The sequence below is a fragment of the Streptomyces sp. NPDC052036 genome (assembly GCF_040680495.1).
Taxonomy (GTDB): domain Bacteria; phylum Actinomycetota; class Actinomycetes; order Streptomycetales; family Streptomycetaceae; genus Streptomyces.
Genome location: NZ_JBFAWW010000021.1, coordinates 39201 through 62575, shown reverse-complemented (window position 1 = coordinate 62575; position 23375 = coordinate 39201). Strand labels below are relative to the sequence as shown.

Below are 23375 nucleotides of genomic sequence, written 5' to 3'. Positions count from 1 at the left end.
GCGCGGTCGTCCTTTCAAGGGTGGTGCTGAAGGGGGGAGGCAGGGGTGGCGGTCAGTCGCCGGCCGGTGTGCGGCGCTGCGACTGCGGGCGCCTGCGGCGCTGGATGGCCCCGTAGGTCTTCTCGAGCGCCGCGGTCGTGGCGTCGTAGGAACGCTGTGCCACGCCGACGAACAGGCAGTCGATGAGCGCGAGTTGAGCGATGCGGCTGACGGTCGCGCCCGAGCGGAAGGGAGTCTCCCGGGCACATGTCGTCAGCACGAGGTCCGCGCTCTGCGCGAGTGTGGAGCGCGGGACGTTGGTGAGGGCGATGGTGGCGGCGCCGCGTTCGGCGGCGGCCTGGAGGGGCTCGAGGGTGTCCTCGGTCTCCCCGGAGTGGGAGATGGCCAGGGCGACGTCGCCGGGCCCGAGCAGGGCGGCGGCGGTGAGGGCGGCGTGCCGGTCGGTCCAGATGAAGGCCATGTGGCCGATCCGGTGCAGCTTCTGGTGCAGGTCCTGGCCGACGAACGCACTGGCGCCGACGCCGAAGATGTCGATCCGCCGGGCCCCCGCCACCGCGTCCACCGCGCGGCCCAGTACCTGGAGGTCCAGCCCGGCCCCGGTGTCCTCCAGAGCGCGTACCTCGTTGTAGATGATCTTCTTGACGATCGCGTCGAGCGTGTCGGTGGCGCTGATGTCGGTGCCCGGCGTCGGACGTTCGCCGCCGAGGGCGTGCTCGCGGGCGGCGGCCGCGGCGAGCGCGAGGCGCAGTTGGGGGTAGTTGGCGATGCCTATGGCGCGGCAGAAGCGCATCACCGTGGCCACCGAGGTGTCGGCCCGCTTGCCGAGGGCGCTGATGGACAGCTCCGAGGCCTGCGCGGGATCGGCCAGGACGGCGTCGGCGACCCGCCGTTCGGAGGGGGCCAGGGTCGGCAGCGCCGCGCGAATGCGTGCCAGGGTCGCGGCAGGGGTGGTGTCCTCCGCCGGCTGGACCGGTGTGCGGGGTGGTTCCTGGCGGGCCATGGGCCGTTCCCTCCTGAGTGGGTGGGCGACACATTAATCACACCCCGATGGCACGTCAAAAATTTACGTGCCGATCTACGGGAAGTTACTTATTGACATTCGGAGGTCGGCCTTCGGATACTCGCTGGACCGCGATCCGCGCCGGTCACCGGCCCTGCGGCCGTCCCCGTGACCGCCCGACGCGCCGGATCCCTGGAGACGCGAAGGCGTGCCCCATGACAGCAACCGTGGCGGTGGACCTCGGCAAAACCGGCTGCCGTGCCGTGCTGTGGTCCGGCGACAGCCCCGCCCATGACGTCCGCGAGGTGCCCGGAGCTCCCGGGCTCGCCGCGGACAACGGAGTGGCAGCGGCCCGCGCCGCCGTGCGCGCCGCGGTCCTCCCGCTGCTCGCAGGCGAGCCCTCGTCCCGGCTGGCGGCTGTCTGTGTGGGCGCGGCGGGGGCGGCCGCCGCACCGGAGGCGGCCCGCGAACTGGCCACCCAGCTCCTCGACGACCTGCCCGCGGACGAGGTGGCCGTCACCAGCGACGCCGTCACCGCCCACGCGGGCGCCCTCGGAGGCCGCACCGGTGTGGTGCTCGCGATCGGCACCGGCTCCGTCGCCATCGGTATCGGGGACGACGGATCGTACGCCCGCGTCGACGGCTGGGGTCCCTGGCTCGGCGACGAGGGCAGCGGCGCCTGGATCGGCGCGGCGGGCCTGCGGGCCGCGCTGCGCGCCCATGACGGACGCGGGCCGGACACCGCGCTGCTGGCCGCCGCCGTCGAGCGCTTCGGCGATCCTGACCGGCTGCCCTCGGCCGTCGGACGGGACGGCAACCCCGCCCGCACCGCCGCGTCCTTCGCCCCGGACGTGGCCCGTGCCGCCGCCGCGGGTGACGCCGCCGCCGCCGCGATCGTCCGGGACGCCGCCGACGCGCTCGGCGAGGCGGTGCTCACCGCCGCCCGCCGGATCGGCGGCGGCGACGCTCTCCCCGTCACCATCACCGGCGGGCTCACCGGCCTCGGCGAACCGCTGCTCGACCCGCTGCGGGCGGCACTCACCGCCTCCCCGCACCCCCTGCACCTGCGGCCCCCGCTCGGGGACCCGCTGGACGGCGCGCGCCTGCTGGCGCTGGACGCCTCGGCACCGCACGAACCCCACGTCGCCCGCGTACGGCGGACGACGCCCCTCCCCCCTGTCCCCACCCCGCCGGTGACTCCGCCGGCCGTCGCTTAGGAGTGAGCGTGCGCCAACTCGACCTCGTGGTGATCGTCGTCTATCTGGTCGCCATCGCCATGATCGGACTGCGCCTGGCCGGACGGCAGAAGACGGCGAAGGACTACTTCGTCGGCGAAAGCCACATGCCGTGGTGGACCGTCTCGTTCTCGGTGGTCGCCACCGAGACCAGCGTGCTCACCGTCATCAGCGTGCCCGGCGGTGCCTACAGCGGCCAGGGCTTCGGCAACGTCGAACTGGCCCTCGGCTATGTGATCGGCCGCATCGTCGTGGCCACCGTGCTGATTCCCCTGTACAAGCGCGGCGGATTCGTCAGCGCGTACCAGTACCTGGGAAGCAGATTCGGGCTCAAACTGCAGGGGCTCGCCTCGGTGACCTTCGTCTTCACCCGGCTGCTCGCCGAAGGCGTCCGCCTGTTCGCCTCCGCGATCCCGATCAAGCTGCTGCTCGACGAGTTCGGCGTGCACGCGAGCTTCCGCGTCATCATCATCGTGCTCACGGTGATCACCGTCGTCTACACCTACCTCGGCGGTATCAAGGCGGTCATCTGGACCGACGCCATCCAGATGGCCCTGTACCTGGGCGGCGCGATCCTCGCCATCGCCGTGCTGTCCGGCCACGTCGGCGCCGACGGCTTCTCGCGCGCCCTGGACACGGGCCACTTCAAGCTCTTCGACACCAACTTCGACCTGGCGCACATCCTCACCAGCCCGTTCGCCCTGCCCACCGCGATCATCGGCGGCGCCATCTTCGCGATGGCCAGCCATGGCTCCGACCAGCTGATCGTCCAGCGCATCCTGGCCACCCGCTCGCTGCGCGACGGTCAGAAGGCCATGATCGCCTCCGGTGTCTTCGTGACCCTCCAGTTCGCTGCCTTCTCCCTCGTCGGCGCCCTGCTGTGGTCCTACAACCAGGGCAAGGACTTCAAGCAGCTGGGCCTGGCCAGCGCCGACAACCTCTACCCGAACTTCATCCTGCACGGGCTGCCCGTGGTGATCTCCGGTCTGCTGGTGGCCGGCATCCTCGGCGCCGCGATGGGCTCGCTGTCCTCCGCGCTGAACTCCATGTCCAACTCGACGGTCGCCGACATCATCCACAGCTTCTTCCGCAGCACACCGTCCGAGGAGTCCCTGCTCAAGCTGGCCCGGGTGATGACGCTGGTGTGGGCGGTGCTCATGGCCGTCTTCGCGTGTGCGTTCAGCGCCAGCACGGGCAATGTGTATCTGACCGGTCTGACGATCGCGGGCTACACCTACGGTGCGCTGCTCGGCGCGTTCCTGCTGGGGCGGCTGGTCAAGCGGGCCAACCAGGTCGACTCCGTCGTGGCCTTCTTGGTGACGATCGCGGTGATGACCTACATCGTGCGCGACGTCAAGATCGACGTCACGGTGGCCGGGGCGACGGTGCCCACCGCGATCGCGGCCCAGTGGCTCGTGCCGATCGGTGTGCTGATCACGCTGCTGGTGGGCGGTGTGATGAGCCTGTTCCACCGCGCGCCGCAGGTGCAGACGGTCAACGAGGTCACGCTGCCCGGCGGTGAGCCGGAGTCCGGTTCCGGCTCGGACCGCTTGGCGGCGGGCGCCGGCCTGGAGTGACAACGCCCGGGTGCGGGGCCGCCCCACGGGCGGCCCCGCACCCGGGCCCATCCGTTCGTCCCGCGATCCCCACCGGGAGAAGCCATGCGTGTGATCGGCCTGATGTCCGGCACCTCGTACGACGCCATCGAGGCGGCCGCCGCCGACCTCACCCTGGTCGGCGACACCCTGCACATGCGGCCGCTCGGCCACCTCTCCGTCCCCTACCCGGACGAACTGCGCGACCTGATCGCCGCCACGCTGCCGCCCGCCGCGACGACCACCCAGGCCATGTGCGCGCTGGACACCGGTATCGGCCAGGCCTTCGCCGACGCCGCCGGACACGCCCTGAGCGAACTGTGCGACGGCACAGCGGACCTCGTGGTGTCCCACGGCCAGACCCTGCACCACTGGGTGGAGGACGGCACCGTCCGCGGCACCCTGCAGGTGGGCCAGCCCGCCTGGATCGCCGAGGCCACCGGGCTCCCGGTCGTCTCCGATCTGCGCAGCCGGGATGTGGCCGCGGGCGGGCAGGGAGCACCGCTGGTCGCCATGACCGACACCCTGCTCCTGCGGGGACTGCCGGGCATCCCGGCGGCGCTGAACCTGGGCGGTATCGCGAATGTCACGGTCGTCGCGCCGGGCGCGGAACCGCTGGCCTTCGACACCGGTCCCGCCAACGCGCTGCTGGACGCCGCCGTACGCCATTTCACCGACGGCGCCGCCGCCTACGACGAGGACGGTCGCCGGGCGGGTGCCGGCCGCGTCAGCGCCGAGTTGCTCACCGCGCTCCTCGACGACCCGTACTACCGCAGACCCGCGCCGAAGAGCACCGGGAAAGAGCACTTCCATCTGCCGTATCTGCTGCGGGCGCTGGCAGCGGTGCCCACGCCCGCCGCGGACGACGTCCTGGCCACCCTGACCAGGCTGACCGCCGTCACGGTGGCGGACGCCTGCCGCGCCAACTGGGTCACGAACCTGGTGGTGTCCGGTGGTGGCCTGCGCAACCCGGTGCTGATGCGCATGCTCGCCGACGAACTGCCCGGTGTGACGCTGCGCCCCAGCGACGAGCTGGGTCTGCCGTCGGACGCGAAGGAGGCACTGGCGTTCGCCGTGCTGGGCTTCCTCACCGTGAACGGTCTGCCCGGCGCCCTTCCCTCGGGTACGGGGGCCCGCCGCGCCGCGCTGCTGGGCAGCATCACCCCTGGTCTGTCGCCGCTGCGTCTGCCCGAGCCCGCCGCGCGCCCGCCGCGCCTGCTGCGGATCACCGACGTCCACTGACCGCCCTCCCCCGTACCGAGGAACCATGACCATCCCCGCTGCCACCCCCTCCGCCGCGCCCACCGCCCAAGAGTCGGCTCCGGCCGGCCTGGCCGAGATCCTGGCCGGGTGTGTCGACGACCCGGCGCGGGTGTCCACCGAGATGCCCCGCAGGATCGCGGTGGCCCACGACGCCTCCCCGTATCTCTTCACTCCGCAGGCGGTCGTACGTGCGGCGTCGGCAGCCGAGGTGGGCGCGCTGATGGCGGGGGCGCGCAGCGCGGGGGTGCCGCTGACGTTGCGTTCGGGCGGTACCAGCCTGGCGGGGCAGGCGGGCGGTGAGGGCCTTCTCGTCGACGTCCGCAGCCACTGGCGCGCCGCACAGGTCCTCGACGAGGGCGCGCGGATCCGGCTCCAGCCGGGATTGACGGTGCGTCAGGCCAACGCGCGGCTCGCCCGGTACGGGCGCCGGCTGGGCCCCGACCCGGCCAGCGAGTCCGCGTGCACCATCGGCGGACTGGTCGCCAACAACTCCAGCGGCATGAACTGCGGCACCCGCGACAACGCCTACCGCACCATGGAGTCGCTGCAGTTCGTGCTGCCGTCGGGCACCGTGGTGGACACCGCGGACCGGGACGCCGACCAGGGGTTGCGGGCGCGGGAGCCCGAACTCCACGCCGGGCTGCTGAGGTTGCGGGACCGGGTCCGCGGCTCGGCGGCCTCCCGGGTCACGGTGGAACGGCTGTTCGCGATGAAGAACACCATGGGCTACGGCCTGAACTCGTTCCTGGACCACACCGACCCCGTCGACATCCTCGCCCATCTGATGATCGGCAGCGAGGGGACCCTCGGCTTCGTCGGCGAGGCCGTCTTCCGTACCGTGCCGCTGCTCCCTCACACCGCCACGGGACTGCTCGTACTGCCCGGTCTTGCCGAGGCGACCGACGCACTGCCGGCGCTGCTGGCCGCCGGGGCCCGCACCGCCGAGCTGCTGGACGCCGCGTCGCTGCGCGTGGCACAGCGCTCCCCCGACCCCGTGGACGACCTGCGCGGTCTGAGCGTGGAGCGACATGCCGCGCTGCTGGTGGAGTTCGCCGAGGACAACGCCGAGGCGCTGGACGCGACCGTGGCCGCCGCCCAGCCGGTCCTGGACGGCCTGCCCGCCGTCACGGGCACCGCACTGACCCGCGACGCACGGGTGCGGGCACGGCTGTGGCATCTGCGCAAGGGCCTGTACACCGCGGTGGCGGGGGCGCGCCGCCCGGGTACCACCGCGCTGCTGGAGGACATCGCGGTCCCCATGGAGCGGCTGACCGGCACCTGCGAGGGACTGATCGGCCTGTTCGACCGGTACGGCTACCAGGACGCGGTGATCTTCGGCCATGCCCGGGACGGCAATCTGCACTTCATGCTCACCCAGGACTTCGACACCCGAGTCGAGACCGAGCGCTACGCCCGCTTCACCGACGCCATGGTCGACCTCGTCCTGGAAGCCGGCGGCACCCTGAAGGCCGAACACGGCACCGGCCGCGCCATGGCCCCGTTCGTGCGGCGCCAGTACGGCGACGAGCTGTACGAGGTCATGACCGAGCTGAAGCGGCTGTGCGACCCGCACGGCGTCCTGAACCCCGGGGTGCTGCTGACCGACGACCCGGCCGCGCACCTGCACAGCCTCAAGAGCGTCCCCGAGGTCGATGCGGCGCTCGACGCCTGCGTGGAGTGCGGCTACTGCGAACCGGTCTGCCCGACCGCGGACGTCACGACGACGCCCCGTCAGCGCATCGCCCTGCAACGGGAGATCGCGCTGGCCACCGCCGTCGGCGACGAGGAACGCCGCAACGCCTTGGAAGCCGACTACGCCTACGCGGCCGTCGACAGCTGCGCCGCCGACAGCCTCTGTGTGACCGCCTGCCCGGTCACCATCGACACCGGCGCCGTCATGAAACGCCTGCGCGCCGAGCGCCACAGCGCCACGGCCCAGCGGGCGGGCACCACGGCCGCCCGGCACTGGAGGAGCGCGGTCACCGGCGTGCGCACCGCACTGAACACCGCGCACCTCATGCCCGCGCCCGTCCTCCGCGCCGCGACAAGTGCGATCCGCACGGCGGGGGCGGCGGAGCTGGTGCCGGCCTGGGCCGACGACATCCCCCGCGGCGGTCCCGCCCGCCCCGCGCCCCGGCGGCCCGCCGAGGCGCAAGCGGTGTTCTTCGCCGCGTGCATCGGCAGCGTCTTCGCACCCGAGGGCACCTCCGGCGGCGCGGCGGCCGCGTTCCTGCGGCTCTGCGACCGCGCCGGCGTCCCTGTGACGGTGCCCGACGACCTGTCGAACCTGTGCTGCGGCACACCCTGGCAGTCCAAGGGCTACACCGCCGGACACCGCACCATGGCCGCCCGTACGCTGCAGGCGCTGTGGGAGGCCAGTGACGGCGGCCGGCTGCCGGTGGTCTGTGACGCGTCGTCCTGCACGCACGGTCTGGAGCAACTGGCCGACGCGCTCCCGGAGTCCGACCGTGCCCGCTTCACCGCGCTGCGCTTCGTCGACAGCGTCGTCTTCACGGCGGAACGCCTCCTGCCCGCCCTGCCCACGCCTCGTCGTCTGGGCAGTCTCGCCCTGCATCCCACCTGCTCCACCGTCCACCTCGGCATCGACGCCTCCTTGCGCACCGTTGCCGCCGCCGTCAGCGCCGAGGTGACCGTGCCCGACAGCTGGGGCTGCTGCGCCTTCGCCGGGGACCGTGGTCTGCTCCACCCGGAGGTCACCGCCTCGGCCACGGCCGCCCAGGCCGCCGAGGTCACCGCGGGCGATTTCGACGCGTACGCCTCGTGCAACCGCACATGCGAGATGGGCATGACCCGCGCCACCGGCCGGCCCTACCGGCATGTGCTCGAACTCCTCGACGAGGCCACCGTGTGACCCGGTCGGCAGCGAGGCCGTGCCGCGGCAGGGAGGCGGGGGTGCGCTCGTCTCCGAGGGCTCCGGGCCTCGGGCTCAGCGGCGCAGGGCGGTCTCCTGCCCCATGTGCGACAGCTTCTCGGGATTGCGCACGGCGTAGAGCCCGGTGATGAGTCCGTCGTCGACGCGCACCGCCACGACGGTGTCGATCTCTCCGTCGAGCCGGAGCACCAGCGCCGGACAGCCATTGACCTGGGCCAGTCGCAGCGCCGCCGTGGTGGCCCTGTTCAGCCCGGCGGCCAGCAGACGGGCCACCTTGTCGGCCCCGACGACGGGCTGCTGGAGGGCCTGTTTGATCCCGCCACCGTCGCCCAGGAAGACGACATCCGGCGCAAGGATGTCGAGCAGGCCCTGCAAGTCGCCCGTCGCGGCGGCCCGTTGGAACGCATCGAGCGCATGTCGGGTCTCGGCCGGGGAGACGACTCCGCGCGGGCGGCGCGCCGCGACATGGGCCCGCGCCCGGTGCGCGATCTGGCGGACGGCGGCCGGGCTCTTGTCGACGGCTTCGGCGATCTCGTCGTACCCGAGGTCGAACACCTCGCGCAGCACGAACACCGCCCGTTCGACGGGCGAGAGTGTCTCCAGCACCAGCAGCATCGCCATCGAGACGCTGTCGGCCAGCTCGACGTCCTCGGCCACGTCCGGGGCGGTCAGCAACGGCGCCGGCAGCCAGGGACCGACGTAGGACTCCTTGCGGCGGCCGAGGGTGCGCAGCCGGCTCAGCGCCTGGCGCGTGGCGATCCGGACCAGGTACGCACGCTGATCCCGCACCGAGCCGAGATCGACACCCACCCATCGCAACCAGGTCTCCTGCAGGACGTCCTCCGCGTCGGCGGCCGAGCCGAGCATCTCGTAGGCGACGGTGAACAGCAGGTTGCGGTGGGCGACGAACGTCTCGGTGGCGGGGTCCGCGCGTCCACCGCCCACGGGCTGACCGGCCGTGTCCTGTGTGCGCTCGTTCTCCACCGGCTGCTCCTGCCTGTTCGCTCCCGACGCTGCCACGCGCACAAGACGTCGGTCCCCGTGGCTTTGTGACACTCCAACAGGGTGGCGCACGTCACACTGCCGTCCCGTCACAGGGGGCGGGTCGCCGGCATCTCGTGTTCGTTCAGTGCCACGCCACGAGTGAGGACGACATCATGGACGCCCGATTCAACCTGTTCGAGAACGAGACCGCCGCCAAGTTCGCCAAGCGGTTCGCCAACGCCAGCCTGGTGATCGCCCAGTCGCCGCTGCCCAAGTCCACGCAGGAGTTGGTGTCGCTGCGCGCCAGCCAGATCAACGGCTGCGGCTGGTGCGTCGACCTGCACACCAAGGAGGCCGCAGCCGCCGGTGAGACCGCGGTCCGGCTCCACCTGGTGGCCGCCTGGCGCGAGTCCACCGTGTTCACCGAGGCCGAGCGCGCCGCGCTGGCGCTCGCCGAAGAGGGCACCCGGCTCGCCGACGCGCACGACGGCGTGTCCGACGAGACCTGGGCCCGGGTACGCAAGCACTACGACGACGACCAGATCGCCGCGCTGGTCTCCCTGGTCGCCATGATCAACGCAGCCAACCGGCTCGCCGTGATCGTGCACCAGCGAGGAGGTTCCTACGAACCCGGCATGTTCGCCGCCATGGTCGACTGACCGGCGGACGAGTCCGGCCCGGCCCCGGATCGTTCGGTCCGGGGCCGGGCCCGCGCACGTCCGGGCGCGGCAACGGCGCCCACGAACGCACGGCATGGCAGCCGCACCCAACCACCTCGGACACAGGCACTGTTGACGAGTACACACCCACCGCGAACAATGGGCGCCCTCATCCTTGACAACGTTATCCAAGAGGTGGGGAGGCGCTGACGCCCATGAGATGGACCAGACGCATACGGGGTACGAGCACGGTCATCGTGACAGCGGTCGCACTCCTCGGCGGCGCCCTCGGGGCGCCCACGGCCCAGGCGGCCTCGTCCGCGGAAGGCCGGCTCACCGACCTCGTCAACCCGTTCATCGGAACCGAGAACGAGGGCAACACCTACCCCGGCGCCGCCGTGCCCTTCGGGATGGTGCAGTTCTCGCCGGACACCGGGCACAACACCGGTTACGACTACGCGCAGAACCATATCCGCGGCTTCTCCCTCGTCCACCTCTCCGGCGTGGGCTGCGGCCTGGGCGGCGATCTGCCCGTGCTGCCGACGGTCGGCGACGTCACCGAGACCGATGACGCCAAGTACCAGGCCGAGTTCAGCCACGACACCGAGAAGGCCGGCCCCGGCTACTACAAGGTCGGGCTGACGTCCGGCATCGAGGCCGAACTGACCGCCACCGCACGCACGGGCGTGCAGCGCTACACCTTCCCCGCCACCGACAAGGCCAACGTCCTGCTCAACGCGGGCCAATCACTGCACCGAACGGTCTCGACCAAGGTCGAGATCCTCGACAACCGGACCGTCCGCACCACGATCACGGGCAGCGGCTTCTGCCAGGACACCAAGCCGTACACCCTCTACACACTCACCCGCTTCGCCCGCCCGTTCACCGCGTACGGCACCTGGAACGGCTCCACTACCACCGACGGGTCACGGACGGGGCGGGACGGCGCCTACGTCCGCTTCGACACGACCAAGGACCGCACCGTCGAGGCGACGACCGCGCTGTCGTACGTCGACGCCCACGGCGCGGCCTTGAACCTCCGCGCGGAGGGCGGCCGTTCCTTCCAGCAGGTCCGGGAGGCCGCGCAGCGCACCTGGGAGGACCGGCTCGACAACGTACGTGCACAGGGCGGCAGCGACACGCTGCGCCGCACCTTCTACTCGTCCCTGTACCGGTCCTTCCTGGCGCCGAACATCGGCAGCGACACCGACGGCCGCTACACCGGCTGGGACCAGAAGATCCACCGGACGAGGGGGTTCACGTACTACCAGAACTGGTCTCTGTGGGACACCTACCGCACCCAGACCCAGCTGCTGTCACTGCTCGCGCCGCGTGAGGCCCGCGACATGGCGATCTCCGTCATCAAGATCGACGAGGAGAGCGGCTGGCTGCCGAAATGGGGCTACGGCACCGTCGAGACGAACATCATGACGGGCGACCCGGTCACTCCGTTCCTCACCAACGCCTATCAGCAGGGGCTGCTCAAGGGCTACGAGGAGCGGGCCTACCGCGCCCTGAAGAAGAACGCCGACGGGGTGCCGCCCGCCGACTCGCCGGCCGTGGGCCGCGAGGCCGACAAGGAGTACATCGCGAACGGCTTCGCGCCCTACATCAAGGGCCGCCCGCACACGAAGCCGGGCGACTCGGACTACGACCACGGCGCCTCCGCGACGCTGGAGTACGCCCTTTCGGACGCGATGCTCGCCGAGATGGCCCGCGGTCTCGGACACACCGCCGACGCGGCGCGCTACGCCGCCCGAGCCCAGAACTACCGAAGGATCTTCGACCCCTCGACGGGCTTCTTCCGTGCCCGCGACGCCTCCGGCTCCTTCACCGGACCGGCCGACCCCGCCCAGAGCGAGGGCTTCCACGAAGGCACCTCCTGGCAGTACCAGTGGATGGTGCCGCAGGACCTGCCGGGCATGGTCGACCTCATCGGCGGAAGGCAGGCGGCCGACGATCGGCTGGACGCCTTCTTCGCCTACGACCAGCTGCTCAAGGACCCCGCGAAGACCGCCCGCGAGGTGTGGGTGAACGGGCCGTACGCGTACTACAACGCGGACAAGTACAACCCGCAGAACGAGCCCGACCTCATCGCCCCGTACACGTACCTCTCGACCGGCCGGCCATGGAAGACGACCGACGTGGTGCACGCGGCGCTGACCCTCTTCACGGACACCCCGACGGGCATGACCGGCAACGACGACCTGGGCACCATGTCCGCCTGGAACGTGCTGTCGTCGATCGGCATCTTCCCGGTCCAGCCCGGCTATGACACCTGGGGCCTGTCCACACCGGTCTTCGCGCGGGTCGACCTGACACTCGACCGGCGCTACTACCCGCGTGGCTTGCTCACGGTGACGGCTCCCGGCACCTCGGACGGTCGCCGCTACATCCAGTCGGCCCGTGTCGACGGCTCCCCCTACGGCCGCACCTACCTGACGACGGACGCACTGCGAGGGATGCGGTCGCTCGCCTTCACGGTCGGTACCGAGCCGTCGGACTGGGGCACGGCCGCCCAGGCAGCGCCGCCGGCGCTCCACTGACACAGACGCACACGGATTCCCGTCGCCTTCCGGGCGGCGGGCGATCCGCCGCCGGGTGCGCATGGCACTCCTCACACGTGACAGAAGCAGTGAGCAAGCGCTTAGATAGTACTGGACCTGTCTCGTGCCCGGCTGGAGGCCCCGTTGCTGTTCGCATCCGTCGACGATGTTTCCGCGCGCCTCGCGGAAACCGGCTATCTGGCGTCCCCCGCGGTCGCGACGACGGTGTTCCTGGCCGACCGGCTCGGCAAGCCGCTTCTGGTGGAGGGCCCCGCCGGGGTCGGCAAGACCGAACTGGCCAAGGCCGTCGCCCAGGTCGCCGGGGCACAGCTGGTCCGGCTGCAGTGCTACGAAGGCATCGACGAGTCCAGGGCGTTGTACGAGTGGAACCACGCCAAGCAACTGCTGCGCATCAGCGCGAGCCGTGACGAGACCTGGGACGCGACACGCACGGACATCTTCAGCGAGGAGTTCCTGCTGCCGCGTCCGCTGCTGACCGCCATCCGCGGGGACGATCCCAAGGTGCTGCTGATCGACGAGACCGACAAGGCGGACGTCGAGGTGGAGGGGCTGCTCCTGGAGGTGCTCAGCGACTTCCAGGTCACCGTCCCCGAGCTGGGGACGGTGACTGCGACCCGGCGCCCCTTCGTGGTCCTCACCTCGAACGCGAGCCGCGAACTGTCGGAGGCGCTGCGCCGCCGCTGCCTCTTCCTCCACATCGGCTTTCCCGAGGAGGAGCTGGAGCGTCGCATCGTCCGGCTCAAGGTTCCGGGCATCGACGGGCTCCTGGCCGAGTCCCTGGTACGAGTGGTCAGGGCGCTGCGCGAGATGGATCTGCGCAAGGTCCCTTCGGTCGCCGAGACCATCGACTGGGCGCGCACCCTGTTGGCGCTCGACGTCGGCGCCCTGGAGGAGAGCGTCGTGCGCGAGACCCTAGGTGTGCTCCTCAAGCATCAGGAGGACGTCCTCAAGGCCGCGGCGAAGCTCGACCTGGACGCCGTGTGAGCGCCCCCGCGCCGTCGACGGGTGTCGCCGGACGGCTGACGGGTCTGGTCGGCGCGCTGCGTTCGCACGGCATGCGGATCGGCACCGGCGAGACCGTGGATGCCGCGCAGGCGGCGGAGCTCCTCGGCCTGGCGGACCGCGAGCTGCTGCGCGAAGGGCTGGCGGCCGCGCTGCTGCACAGCGAGGGACAGCGGCGGGTGTTCGATGGCGTCTTCGATGTGTACTTTCCGGCCCGCGTCGGGGTCCGAACCGGGGAGGCCCCCGCGGACCGCGAGGAGCTGCGGGACCGGCTCGCAGCCGCTCTTGCCGCCGACGACCGAGCGGCCATGGCCCGGTTGGCGGTGGAGGCGGTGGACGGCTTCGGCGGGTACGGGTCGTCGCCGGAGTCGGACGGCTGGTCGTCGTACCAGACGCTCGATCGGCTCCGCCCGCAGACGCTGATGGCACGCGTCCGTGACAGCGTCCGGGCGCAGCAGGACGTGGCGGGCTTCACCGACCGGCTGCTGGAGGACGAGGTCCGCCGGCGTATCGAGGCGTTCCGTCAGCAGGTCGCCGTGGAGGCGCGGCGCCGTGTCGCCGAGCGGCGCGGCCCGGACGAGATCGCGCGGCGAGCGGTGGCGCCCACTGCCGACCGGGTCGACTTTCTCTTCGCGGGACGAGATCAACTCGCCGAACTGCGCAGGGTCGTTCAGCCGCTCGCGCGCAAGCTGGCCACCCGGCTTGCCGCCCGCCGCCGACGTGCCGCCCGCGGCACCATCGACCTGCGGCGCACACTGCGTGGGTCGCTGTCGACAGGCGGCGTGCCGATACGGCCCGTGTTGCGCCGGCGCCGCCCCGTCCGGCCCGAGCTGGTGCTGCTGTGCGATGTCTCGGGCTCGGTGTCGGGATTCTCGGACTTCACGATGCTGCTGGTGCAAGCGCTGCACGACCAGTTCAGCAAGGTGCGGGTGTTCGCCTTCGTCAACCAGGTCGACGAGGTGACCAGGATTCTGGCGCACGGCGCCGCCGATCCCGCCGCGCTGAGCGCTCGGATCCGCTCGGAAGCGACGCTGACGGGCTGGCACGACAGCAGCGACTACGGGACCACGTTCGGCGAGTTCAACGAGCGCTATCCCGACGCGGTGGGCTCGCGCACCACCGTTCTCGTGCTGGGCGACGCCCGCACCAACATGGGCGACCCCAATCTGCCGGCCGTACGGCACATCGCCCGCCGAGCCCGCCGTGTCTACTGGCTGAACCCCGAGCCGCGCTCCCAATGGGGCACGGGTGACTCGGCCGCACCGGACTACGCCGGTGCCGTCGAGATGTACGAGTGCCGCAACGCGCGGCAGCTCAGCGCGATCATCTCCCGGCTGCTGCCGGTCTGACCAGGGCCTGCCAGAAGCTGTCCGGCCCAGGCCTGCGGTCCCTCTGTCCGACACGGCACTCCGCTGTCGGCTGCGTCACGCAGGGCGCAGCGGCCGCAGCCGATCGTCTTCCTCTCCTGTGTGTGGTGCCTCCGTGGCACCCGCCCCCCGAGATGTGACGAAGCCATCCCCTCCCCCGTTTGCCTCGGGCAATGGCCAGGCGTAGCGCAGCGTCGAGAGTGCATAGAGCAGGCTCGCTGGAAGCGCAGGTCAGCAGGGGCACGGCAGACTGTGGACGCCGGGCGCGAACTGGTCGAGGTGCTCGGCGAGTTGGACGCCGACCTCGCCCGGCAGGAGCGCGAGATCCAGGAGCGCCGCAGGGTGCTGGCGGCGCTCCTGAAGGGCCCGCTGACACCGGACGCACCGCTCTCCCCCGCCCTCGTCGAACTTGTGAAGAGTGCGCCCACCACCACATCGCCCGCGGCTTCCAAGGACCGCGAGCATCTGTCCCTGCTGGACACGGCGGTCGGCGGGGATGCGGTGTACGCCGCCCTGCGGCCGTTGGCCGAGGACCCGGCCGTGCTCCGGCTGTACGAGCGGCTGGACGAACTGGACGGGGCCGCGGCGGACGATCCACGGGTCGCTGCGCTGGCCGACGAGATGGCTGCCGCCGTACCGGACGAGGTGCTTGCCGCGATCCCGTACAGCGGTCCGGTGGCGAAGGGCTTCGGACAAGCGTTGCTTGCCGACTACCCGCCCGCCCACGCCGAGGTGGTGCGCCGGGTGATGCAGAAGCTCACCGTCCGGCTGCGCCGGAAGCCGTGATGAGTCCGCGGACCGCCCGGGCAGCGGTGTGGACGGTACTGCCCGCCGAGGCGACCCTCCTGGTGTGTGAGGTGGCAGGGGTACGGATACCCGGGGCGGTCCTCATCGGGGCCGAAGCGCTGGTGTCGACCGTCCTCGCACTCCAGGCAGTGGCTCTGTGGCGGCTGTATGCCGAACGGCGACGGGCCGGGGCCGACCGACGAGACGCTGTGCGGGGCGCGCTGCACTCCTTGGTTCCCGTGGTCGCGCGCCGACTTGTCGTACACGAACTCCGGGCGCTGAACAGTCTCGTGTTGTGGGTGCTGCGCCGCTGCCACCAGGTGCCCGAGGGTGCGCTGGCCGTCGCGTACACCGGGCCCCAGACGGCCATGATGTACGGGCTGCTCTTCGTCTCCGTCGTCGAAACGGTCATGCTGGCACTGGTGATCCCATGGCCGCTCGTTGACGCGGTCCTGCTCGTCATGGACGTCTACGGTGTGGTGCTGGTCCTCGCCCTGCACGCGTCCTGTGTGATCCGTCCGCACGTCGTGGGATCCGACGGGTCGCTGCGCATACGCTACGGCGCGCTGTTCGACCTGTCGGTTCCCGCCGCCGTCATCGCCGCCGCCCGGGTCGAACGGCGTGACCCCGACGGACGGTTGCTGCAGCTGCACACCGACGGTGTGCTGGACCTCGCGGTGGGCAGCCAGACCACGGTGACGGTGGAGCTGACGGAACCGGTGGAGTTCGTGCGACCGCTCGGCGCGAAGGCCTTCGCCCGTACGCTCCGGTTCCACGCGGACGACCCGCGTGAAACGGTCACTGCGCTCACGCGGGTTGGGGGAGTCAGCCGGCTCAGGGGTCCTCCGGGTGGCGCGGACGGCCGTTGGGCAGTTCGCCGGAGGTGGACTCCTCCAGCAGCGCCGTGTACTTCCGCGAGAGTTCCTCGTACCGCTCTTCGGCGCCGTCCGTGTCACGCTTGCGTCGGGTCATGACGTACAGAGCGATCGGGCCGGTGATCATCGAGACCACCGGGATCAACACCCACCATGCCATGGACCCTCCCCCGGGTGCGATGTGCCGGGCACTGCCCGGCACGCCTGACCACCCTATGTTCCTGACATCCCGCCCGCCAACGCAGCACACACCAAAGGATTTCGACGACCTCGTGCACGACGTCACCACGTCACGCAAAGAGGGCTACGAGTCCGTTCACCCGGATCGCGAGGAACACGAGGAACACCACCAGGCATCCGGCCCCTGCGAGGAAGCCGCCGAAGACGCTCCCCCCTCTCCACCCGCTGCCCTGGTGGCCGCATGTCCCAGTCGACGGGACGTCCCATGGCATCGGAGCAGGCTGCTCGTACTGCCGACAGTTGCTCTCTTGCGAAGGGTGACGAGGCGAGCGACTCAGGGCCGCACCAGGCGAGTGCCCGCATGCGCTGAGGAGCTGTGCGGTATCTCGCCTCAAAGGCGGAACTCTCAGCTGCGTCCCGGTCCTGTTCGAGGTACATCCAGCGGCCCGCTTCCGCCGGCTCTCCGTGCCGCAGTCGGCAGACAGTGATGCCGACTTGAAGGCCATCGACGTTCCGCCTGTGAGGTCCGACGGCGCGGGCTGCGGCGCGACGCCGAGCATTGCGTCACCATCTTGGCCACGCCGCCTCCGGGGGCCGGCATCTAATGACAGAGCGTCCCGACGTGGACGCGCACGGTGGTCGCGGCGTTCGCGCGGCTTCTGCGGCGGCTCGCCGGCCTGCTGTGACTTCGCCCACCCGCCCTTGCCTCACCCAGAAGGTCTACCTAAGTTCGGCCATATGTCCCCCCATGACCCCACTCTTCCCAATGAACCGGACGAACCCGCCGCAGCAGGTCGGCCCGCGGCGGACAGCACGTCGCTCGGCGACTTCAATGTCGACCTGACGTCGCACGAGGGCCTGCGTCGCACCCACGTCCTCGCCGCTCTCGGCCCCGACTGGGATCCCGTCGCCGTGCTGCGCGACGAGGACAAGGCGCGTGACCTGCTGTACTCCAACCTCAGCGAGGAGCAGCAGCGCCTGTACGACGACCTGGTCGCGGCCGGTGTGCTGCCCAGGAGAGGGGACGGCAGTGCTGCCTCTTGACCCTCAGGCCGACATCGGCCGCCGCGCCTGGGTGGCCTGCCCGAACTGCGACGACAGGGCCGGGTGCGCCGCGTGCGAGGAGCGGCGGACATGCACCAAGCACTGGCGCTACCTGCTCTCCAACACGGGCAGCCTGCTCCACCTGCAGTGCCCGTCGTGCACCCACATCTGGACGCACGAGTCCGGTTTCGGCGCCACCCGCGTGAACGACCAGGGACATCGCCGGACCCGGTGATCGCGTAGGGCACCAGTCGACGTAGCCCGTCCTGGCCCCGTCGGTCCGCTGAGCGGAGAAGGCACGGCGTTTCGGCCAAGATCGCCGTCGTCCCAGGCCCGTACGCGGCAAGGGTGGTTGCATCCCGCACGCTCCCCTCCTCCCGTCGGGACGCGGACTCCAGCACGTCTGAAAAACGTGCGTTCGAAAGGCGCGTCGGGTCGTTGAGCTGAACGACATCACTTGCTCACGCGGCTTCCAGGCGGACTCGATGGCCTCGGCTCAAGAGGGCGGACCGGTACGTGCTGACACCAGCCCCCCGCCCGGCTCCGCCTCGGGCCTGCGGGAGCCCGACAACGCGTCGGTGCTGATCGTCAACGACGCCGGCGAATACCTGCTGCACCTGCGAGATCACCGCCCGGACATCTGGGAGCCAGGATCGTGGTCACTGCTCGGCGGCGGGCGTGAGCCCGGTGACCGGTCTTTGCAGGAGACAGCACGCCGGGAGTTGCGCGAGGAAGCCGGACTGGATCTGCCGGTGCTGGAGCCGCTCCAGGTGGAGCACGCGACGCGCGGGGACGGCTCGACCGTCACCGTCCAGGTCTACGTGGCCCGCTGGAACGGCGACCCTGAGTCCCTCCACCTCACCGAGGGGGTCATGCTGCGCTGGTTCAGCCCGGAGGTCATGCCACGTCTACGGATGAGTCCCTCGACTCTCGACCTGGTGCGCGGCCATGCTGCCCGGCGGCAGGCCCCCGCGCCCCGCGCAGGACAACAGGCTGTCCCCAACGTCATCGGTGTCCATCTCCACCTGGAGAACGGACAGGGCGAGATCCTGCTCGGTCTGCGCCACCCCGACTCCGCGTACGCCGGGAACACCTGGCATTTCCTGGCCGGGCACTGCGAGCAGGAATCGGCCGTCTCCTGTCTCGTCCGGGAGGCCCTTGAGGAAGCCGGCCTCGTCATCGCCCCTGCCGACGTGGAGTTCGTGCACGCCGTACACCTCGTCCACACGCCAGGCGGCCGGCCTCGGATGCAGTTGGTCTTCCGGGCCCGACGCTGGGAGGGCACGCCGGAGCTGCGCGAGCCTGACAAGTGCCTCAGCTGGCAGTGGTGGCGGCCGGACGCACTGCCCGAGCCGATCGTCCCCTACGCCCGGGCGGCGATCGACGGAATCCGTGCGGGGCGGCTGTACACGGAGATGGGCTGGGAAACACGGTGACCCCGACCCGGCCGTCACCAGCCCACCTCTGGCGCCACGAGAGAGGCTTCACCCCTGTGACCACGCCCCCGTCATCCCCCGCACAACTTCCCAGCCTGCTCGCGATCTTCGCGCACCCGGACGACGAGTCCCTGGTCGCCGGGGGCGTGCTCGCCCAGCACGCGGCCGCGGGAGCACGCACCGCCGTTGTCACCGCGACCTGGGCCCCGGGCAGCCATCGCGCCTCGGAACTCGCCGACGCCCTGCGCATTCTGGGAGCCGGTGAGCCGCGCATGCTGGGGTACGCGGACGCCCGGGTACCCGAGTCGGCGCCCGGTCGGGCACGGTTCTGCGACGCTCCCCTCGACGAGGCCGTAGAGCGGCTCGTACGGCACCTGCGTGAGGTCCGCCCGGACATCGTCGTGACCCACGATGCATACGGTGGGCTGTCCGGCCACCCGGACCACGTGCACACCCACCGCGCGACCCTGCTCGCCGTACAGGCCGCCGGACTTGAGCACCGGTACCTCGAGGCGGGGGAACCGTGGCAGCCCAGCGCGCTGTACGTGGCCACGCATCCACACTCGGGCGTTGCAGAGTTGGGCGAGCTCATGACCCGGGTCGGCAAGTCCGTGCTCAGCGTGCCGGACGAGTGGGTGTCCGCCACGGTCGACGTGAGTCCGTGGCTGGAGCAGAAATGGTCCGCGATCCTCGCACACCGAAGCGAAGTAGCCCGAGAGCGCCCGCTGCCCGGCGTCCTGTCTCGTCTGGCTGCCGAGGCCCGGCGACGGATCCTCGCCACGGAGTACTACACGCGCCTGGAGGTCACGCCGACAGGCCGTGGCATGGAGAGGCTGACAGCCTGAATCGTTCCGTGACACATGGAGCAGACACGCCGCCCACCGTCGGCGCAGGCCAATGCTTGCACACACCGTAAGCTGCGTCGGGTTGCGCGATGCACGGGGAGGCGCGAGTGGTGCGGGACATGGTCCTGGGCGGCCGGTACGAGCTGGTCGAGAGGCTCGGGCAGGGCGGTATGGGAACGGTCCATCGTGGGGTGGACCAGCGGCTCCGGCGTACCGTCGCGGTGAAGCTGCTCTCCCCCGCGCTGGCCCACGACCCTGAGTCGCGAGCCCGCTTCCGGCGTGAGGCACACGCGGCCGCCGCGTTGAACCACCCGTCCGTGGCCACCATCCACGATGTCGGCGAGGAACCGGACCCGGACGGCCCACGACCCTACCTGGTCATGGAGTACGTGCAGGGCACCACCCTCGCCGAGGCCCTCCACGACGGACCGCTGCCCGTCGCGGAGGCGATCAATGCGGCGTGCGCGGTACTGGACGCTCTGGGGCACAGCCACGAGCGCGGCATCGTGCACCGGGACATCAAGCCTTCCAACATCATGCTTGCCGGACCCGACAGCGTGAAGGTCCTCGACTTCGGCATCGCGAAGGCATTCACCGAAGCGGCCACCCGCATCACAGGCAGCGGTGCGGCCATCGGCACTCCCGCGTATCTGTCGCCCGAGCAGATCAACGGGGCGGAGATCGACCACCGGGCGGACCTCTACGCGATGGGATGCCTGCTGTACGAACTGCTCACCGGTCGGCCGCCGTTCCGCGGCGCATCACCGTTCGCCGTCATGCATCAGCATTTGTTCGCCGAACCCGAGCCGGTGTCGCAGCTCCGGCCGCAGGTACCGCCGGTCGTGGAGGCGGTGATCCAACGCGCCCTGCGCAAGGACCCGGCGGAGCGGTTCGCCGACGCCGGGCAGATGCGCGCGGCACTCGCCGACGCCCTCGTACAGGCGGTCATGCCGACCGTCCGAGCCGCCGCCCCCGTCGCTCCGGCTCCCCGCTCCGACGGTCGCACCCCGCTCCGGGAGCGGTTCCGGATGTCGCTGCGTCCCTCGGCCCAGGGCGCCTTGGCCCTGCTCGGATGTCTGCTGTCGTTGCTGTGCGCGCGTGGCGCATTGGTGGAGACCGACCACTTCGGCCGCGTCGCCGTCGCCGCCGCCGTGTTGGGCGTGGTGGCTCTGCCGTGGTCGGCACGCGTGTCGTGCGCGGTGGGCTGGGGGCCGGTGGCCGAGGCCGTGGCGGTCAACTCCGAACTGCGGCGGGCCAACGACGGGTGGGACCACTCGTACGTCGGCATCGCAGCTCTGCTGGCGCTGACCGCCGTCTGCTGCCTTGTCGGCGCGGCGCGCAGCCGGAAGCGCGGTGCCGGCTCACTGGTCGCCTTCTGGTTCAGCGCCACCGCATCGGTCTGGTACTTCCTCGACGACGTGCACAAGCTGTTCGTCTTCTATCTGCTTCTGTCCCTGGTGGCCGGTGCCGCCCTCGTGTGGGAGGGCGTGGGACTCGTGCGGCGCCGCACCGACGCCGGACGAGCCGTCGCCGAGGGCCGTCCGTCGACATGGCACCGCCTCGAAACAGGCGCACGACCGCACTGAGCCACCCCGTCCGCATGGAGGGCCCGACGCCCTCCGCGCACGGCCTGGCCTGGAGGGGGGAAGCAGGCCGGCTCAGTGTCCGGGGGTCGCGTTCCAGTCGACCAGTTGCACGATGACGCCGTTGGGGTCGCGGACCTGGAAGGCGCGCTCGCCCCACTCCTCCTCGGTCAACGGCATGGTGATCGTGACGCCTTCGGTGCGCAGGCGTGCCAGTTCGCCTTCGAGGTCGTCGACGACGAAGGCGAGGATCAGACCCGTCGCGTGCTCCTCGCGCTGGTCCGCCGGGAGCGTCGCCAGCCCCCGCCGCAGAAACACGACGTTCATGCCCACGTCGTCGCGCGTCAGGGACGCGAACCCGTCGGCGCTCATCTCCGCTCGGAAACCGAAGTGTTCGACGAGGAAGGCGGCGGAGCCGGGGACGTCGTCGACGTTGAGCGACACGGCGCTGGAAGTGACCTTCACGGGACTCCTTCGAGGGTGACGCATCTCAGATGCCCGACCTGCACATGCACTTCCCTGCACGCCGCGCTTCTCTGTACGGCGTACAGAATACAACGTACGAAGTTTTGATGCGAGAGGATTGTCCCCGTGCCGACGGAACGAACCAGCGCGGGCGAACCGGCCCGAACCCTGCAGCTGCTGTGGCGACACTCCGGCCCCGACCGCCGACGAGGTCCACGGCGCGGGCTCAGCGTGGACGCGGTGGTCGAGGCAGCCACCGCGATCGCCGACGCCGAGGGCCTGGACTCGGTGACCATGCGCCGAGTGGCCCAGGAACTCGGCGTGGTACCCATGACGCTGTACACCTACGTCCCCGGCAAGGCCGAACTGCTCGACCTCATGCTCGACGCCGCCTATGCCCGCATGCCCCGTACGGACACCACCGGACAGGCGTGGTACCGACGCGTCACCGCGGTCGCCGAGGAGAACAAGGCCCTCTTCGAACGGCACCCTTGGGCCGCGACCGTCTCCACCGCCCGGCCTCCGCTCGGACCGGGGCTGATGGCCAAGTACGAGCACGAGCTGTCCGCACTCGACGGCCTGGGCCTCAGTGACGTCGAGATGGACGACTGCCTGACCTATCTGGTCACCTTCGTCCAGGCGTGCGCCCGCGCAGCCGCCGGCGCCCGCGCCGCCCAGCACGACAGCGCCATGAACGACCAGCAGTGGTGGGAGGTGAACGCCCCGCTCCTGGCCCGGGTCCTCGACCAGAACGCCTACCCCACAGCCGTCCGTGTCGGAGCGGCGGCAGGCGCCGCGCACGGCAGTGCCTACGACCCCGATCACGCGTACGCCTTCGGACTGCAACGCGTCCTCGACGCCTTCACCGCACTCATCGACGAGGACCGGAACGCGGACGCGCATGCGCCGTCGCGCGAACGCGGCGCGGGCACCCCGTGAGCCGGTCCCATCGCGCCCCAGTCAGGCCACCGTCGCCCCGTGGTGCGCGGCGTGCACGCCGTTCGCGGCGATAGCGCGCACTCCTCTTCGCAGCGCCCTCACCTCGCCATACGTCCGCCTATGTACGCCCTTCTGCCCCCTGTTCGCTCCATAGGTGCGTTTGGTGCGAATTACGGTCCAAAGACCGGTCGGCCCCGCGACCATCGTCGGCGGAGGGGCTCCATTCTCCGGAACCCCACGGGACGAAAGGACACCTATGCGAGGCAAGCAGGCGATCGGCGCGGGCGTACTGGCTCTGGCCCTGGTATCCGGACTCGGATGGGCCGCCCAGGCCACCACCGGCGAGACCGCCACCGATCAGGTCGCGGCGAGCAAGGCACAGCCGGCACGGGCTGCCGCCGTGGACGGCTACCAGATCGTCCGACTCCCCGTCGCCAATGTGCCCAACTTCCAACGACGCACCGTCTCCTGCCCGCCGGGCAAGAGGGTCATCGGCGGCGGCGCGGAGGCTCAGGGCAACGACGCGATCCTGGTCGGCAGCTTCCCGACCGACAACGGAACGGGCTGGATCGGCCTGGGGCGGCAGAACCGCTACTCCAGCGTGGGCATCACGGTGTACGCGATCTGCGCCCACGTCTGACCGACCCGACACCCTGG

The 23375-nt window shown here is 71.0% G+C and carries 20 protein-coding genes and 1 pseudogene; 17 read left to right on the top strand and 4 right to left on the bottom strand.

Translation table 11 applies throughout. From position 1 onward, the window contains the following. Nucleotides 1-52 precede the first annotated feature (52 nt). Entirely contained in the window at nucleotides 53-1000 is a 948-nt protein-coding gene (locus tag AB0L95_RS26500) for a MurR/RpiR family transcriptional regulator (protein ID WP_365165300.1), read from the bottom strand. A gap of 215 nt (nucleotides 1001-1215) precedes the next feature. On the opposite strand from AB0L95_RS26500, the gene AB0L95_RS26495 reads away from it, so the two are divergent. The 4 genes from AB0L95_RS26495 (at nucleotide 1216) to AB0L95_RS26480 (ending at nucleotide 7965) form a co-directional block, all read left to right on the top strand. Next, nucleotides 1216-2217, top strand: a complete 1002-nt coding sequence (locus tag AB0L95_RS26495) for a BadF/BadG/BcrA/BcrD ATPase family protein (RefSeq protein WP_365165297.1) — start codon at nucleotides 1216-1218, stop codon at nucleotides 2215-2217. Nucleotides 2218-2225: 8 nt separating this feature from the next. Then, entirely contained in the window at nucleotides 2226-3812 is a 1587-nt protein-coding gene (locus tag AB0L95_RS26490; protein ID WP_365165295.1) for a sodium:solute symporter, read from the top strand. An 84-nt stretch (nucleotides 3813-3896) separates the two neighbouring features. Continuing rightward, nucleotides 3897-5072, top strand: coding sequence for an anhydro-N-acetylmuramic acid kinase (locus AB0L95_RS26485; protein ID WP_365165293.1), 1176 nt, complete (start codon nucleotides 3897-3899; stop codon nucleotides 5070-5072). Between the two features lie 25 nt (nucleotides 5073-5097). After that, nucleotides 5098-7965, top strand: a complete 2868-nt coding sequence (locus tag AB0L95_RS26480) for an FAD-binding and (Fe-S)-binding domain-containing protein (protein WP_365165291.1) — start codon at nucleotides 5098-5100, stop codon at nucleotides 7963-7965. Nucleotides 7966-8040: 75 nt separating this feature from the next. Here AB0L95_RS26480 and AB0L95_RS26475 read toward each other — a convergent pair whose 3' ends face one another. Beyond that, nucleotides 8041-8931 carry an RNA polymerase sigma-70 factor gene (locus AB0L95_RS26475; RefSeq protein WP_365165475.1) on the bottom strand — a complete coding sequence of 297 codons (891 nt, stop codon included), beginning with the start codon at nucleotides 8929-8931 and terminating at the stop codon, nucleotides 8041-8043. A 212-nt stretch (nucleotides 8932-9143) separates the two neighbouring features. Between AB0L95_RS26475 and AB0L95_RS26470 the strand changes: the two genes are divergently transcribed. From AB0L95_RS26470 to AB0L95_RS26445, 6 genes and pseudogenes are all read left to right on the top strand, one after another. Further along, nucleotides 9144-9629 carry a carboxymuconolactone decarboxylase family protein gene (locus AB0L95_RS26470; RefSeq protein ID WP_365165289.1) on the top strand — a complete coding sequence of 162 codons (486 nt, stop codon included), beginning with the start codon at nucleotides 9144-9146 and terminating at the stop codon, nucleotides 9627-9629. Between the two features lie 215 nt (nucleotides 9630-9844). Beyond that, nucleotides 9845-12175 (top strand): GH92 family glycosyl hydrolase, encoded by a 2331-nt coding sequence (locus AB0L95_RS26465; protein ID WP_365165286.1) that lies wholly within the window; start codon nucleotides 9845-9847, stop codon nucleotides 12173-12175. Between the two features lie 147 nt (nucleotides 12176-12322). Continuing rightward, entirely contained in the window at nucleotides 12323-13180 is an 858-nt protein-coding gene (locus AB0L95_RS26460; RefSeq protein ID WP_365165473.1) for a MoxR family ATPase, read from the top strand. Further along, nucleotides 13177-14547 (top strand): VWA domain-containing protein, encoded by a 1371-nt coding sequence (locus tag AB0L95_RS26455; RefSeq protein WP_365165283.1) that lies wholly within the window; start codon nucleotides 13177-13179, stop codon nucleotides 14545-14547. The genes AB0L95_RS26460 and AB0L95_RS26455 overlap by 4 nt, the downstream gene beginning before the upstream one ends. A 273-nt stretch (nucleotides 14548-14820) precedes the next feature. Continuing rightward, nucleotides 14821-15351 (top strand): annotated as a pseudogene (locus AB0L95_RS26450) (MerR family transcriptional regulator); the annotation flags it as partial. Continuing rightward, the gene (locus AB0L95_RS26445; RefSeq protein ID WP_365165281.1) at nucleotides 15351-16325 is read left to right on the top strand and encodes a hypothetical protein; all 975 of its coding nucleotides are present in this window, start codon (nucleotides 15351-15353) and stop codon (nucleotides 16323-16325) included. The pseudogene AB0L95_RS26450 and the gene AB0L95_RS26445, both read left to right, overlap by 1 nt. Nucleotides 16326-16508: 183 nt before the next feature. Here the strand turns inward: AB0L95_RS26445 and AB0L95_RS26440 are convergent, their stop codons facing one another. Beyond that, a complete protein-coding gene (locus tag AB0L95_RS26440) occupies nucleotides 16509-16844 on the bottom strand; it encodes a DUF6584 family protein (RefSeq protein WP_365165278.1) in 336 nt (111 codons plus the stop codon). Nucleotides 16845-17144: 300 nt separating this feature from the next. On the opposite strand from AB0L95_RS26440, the gene AB0L95_RS26435 reads away from it, so the two are divergent. The 5 genes from AB0L95_RS26435 to AB0L95_RS26415 all read left to right on the top strand — a co-directional run bounded on the left by AB0L95_RS26435 (nucleotide 17145) and on the right by AB0L95_RS26415 (nucleotide 21317). Beyond that, nucleotides 17145-17450 carry a DUF6400 family protein gene (locus AB0L95_RS26435; protein ID WP_365165276.1) on the top strand — a complete coding sequence of 102 codons (306 nt, stop codon included), beginning with the start codon at nucleotides 17145-17147 and terminating at the stop codon, nucleotides 17448-17450. Further along, nucleotides 17437-17685, top strand: coding sequence for a hypothetical protein (locus AB0L95_RS26430; protein ID WP_365165273.1), 249 nt, complete (start codon nucleotides 17437-17439; stop codon nucleotides 17683-17685). The genes AB0L95_RS26435 and AB0L95_RS26430 overlap by 14 nt, the downstream gene beginning before the upstream one ends. Nucleotides 17686-17935: 250 nt before the next feature. After that, nucleotides 17936-18886 carry an NUDIX domain-containing protein gene (locus tag AB0L95_RS26425; protein ID WP_365165271.1) on the top strand — a complete coding sequence of 317 codons (951 nt, stop codon included), beginning with the start codon at nucleotides 17936-17938 and terminating at the stop codon, nucleotides 18884-18886. 56 nt (nucleotides 18887-18942) lie between these two features. After that, a complete protein-coding gene (locus AB0L95_RS26420; RefSeq protein WP_365165268.1) occupies nucleotides 18943-19731 on the top strand; it encodes a PIG-L family deacetylase in 789 nt (262 codons plus the stop codon). A 119-nt stretch (nucleotides 19732-19850) separates the two neighbouring features. Continuing rightward, nucleotides 19851-21317 (top strand): protein kinase, encoded by a 1467-nt coding sequence (locus AB0L95_RS26415; protein ID WP_365165471.1) that lies wholly within the window; start codon nucleotides 19851-19853, stop codon nucleotides 21315-21317. A 72-nt stretch (nucleotides 21318-21389) separates the two neighbouring features. On the opposite strand, the gene AB0L95_RS26410 is transcribed toward AB0L95_RS26415, so the two are convergent. Next, nucleotides 21390-21779 carry a VOC family protein gene (locus AB0L95_RS26410; RefSeq protein WP_365165265.1) on the bottom strand — a complete coding sequence of 130 codons (390 nt, stop codon included), beginning with the start codon at nucleotides 21777-21779 and terminating at the stop codon, nucleotides 21390-21392. Nucleotides 21780-21905: 126 nt separating this feature from the next. On the opposite strand from AB0L95_RS26410, the gene AB0L95_RS26405 reads away from it, so the two are divergent. Then, on the top strand, nucleotides 21906-22718 hold the full coding sequence (locus AB0L95_RS26405) for a TetR/AcrR family transcriptional regulator (protein WP_365165262.1): 813 nt from the start codon (nucleotides 21906-21908) through the stop codon (nucleotides 22716-22718). Nucleotides 22719-22974: 256 nt separating this feature from the next. Further along, entirely contained in the window at nucleotides 22975-23358 is a 384-nt protein-coding gene (locus tag AB0L95_RS26400; protein WP_365165260.1) for a hypothetical protein, read from the top strand. The last annotated feature ends 17 nt before the right edge of the window (nucleotides 23359-23375 follow it).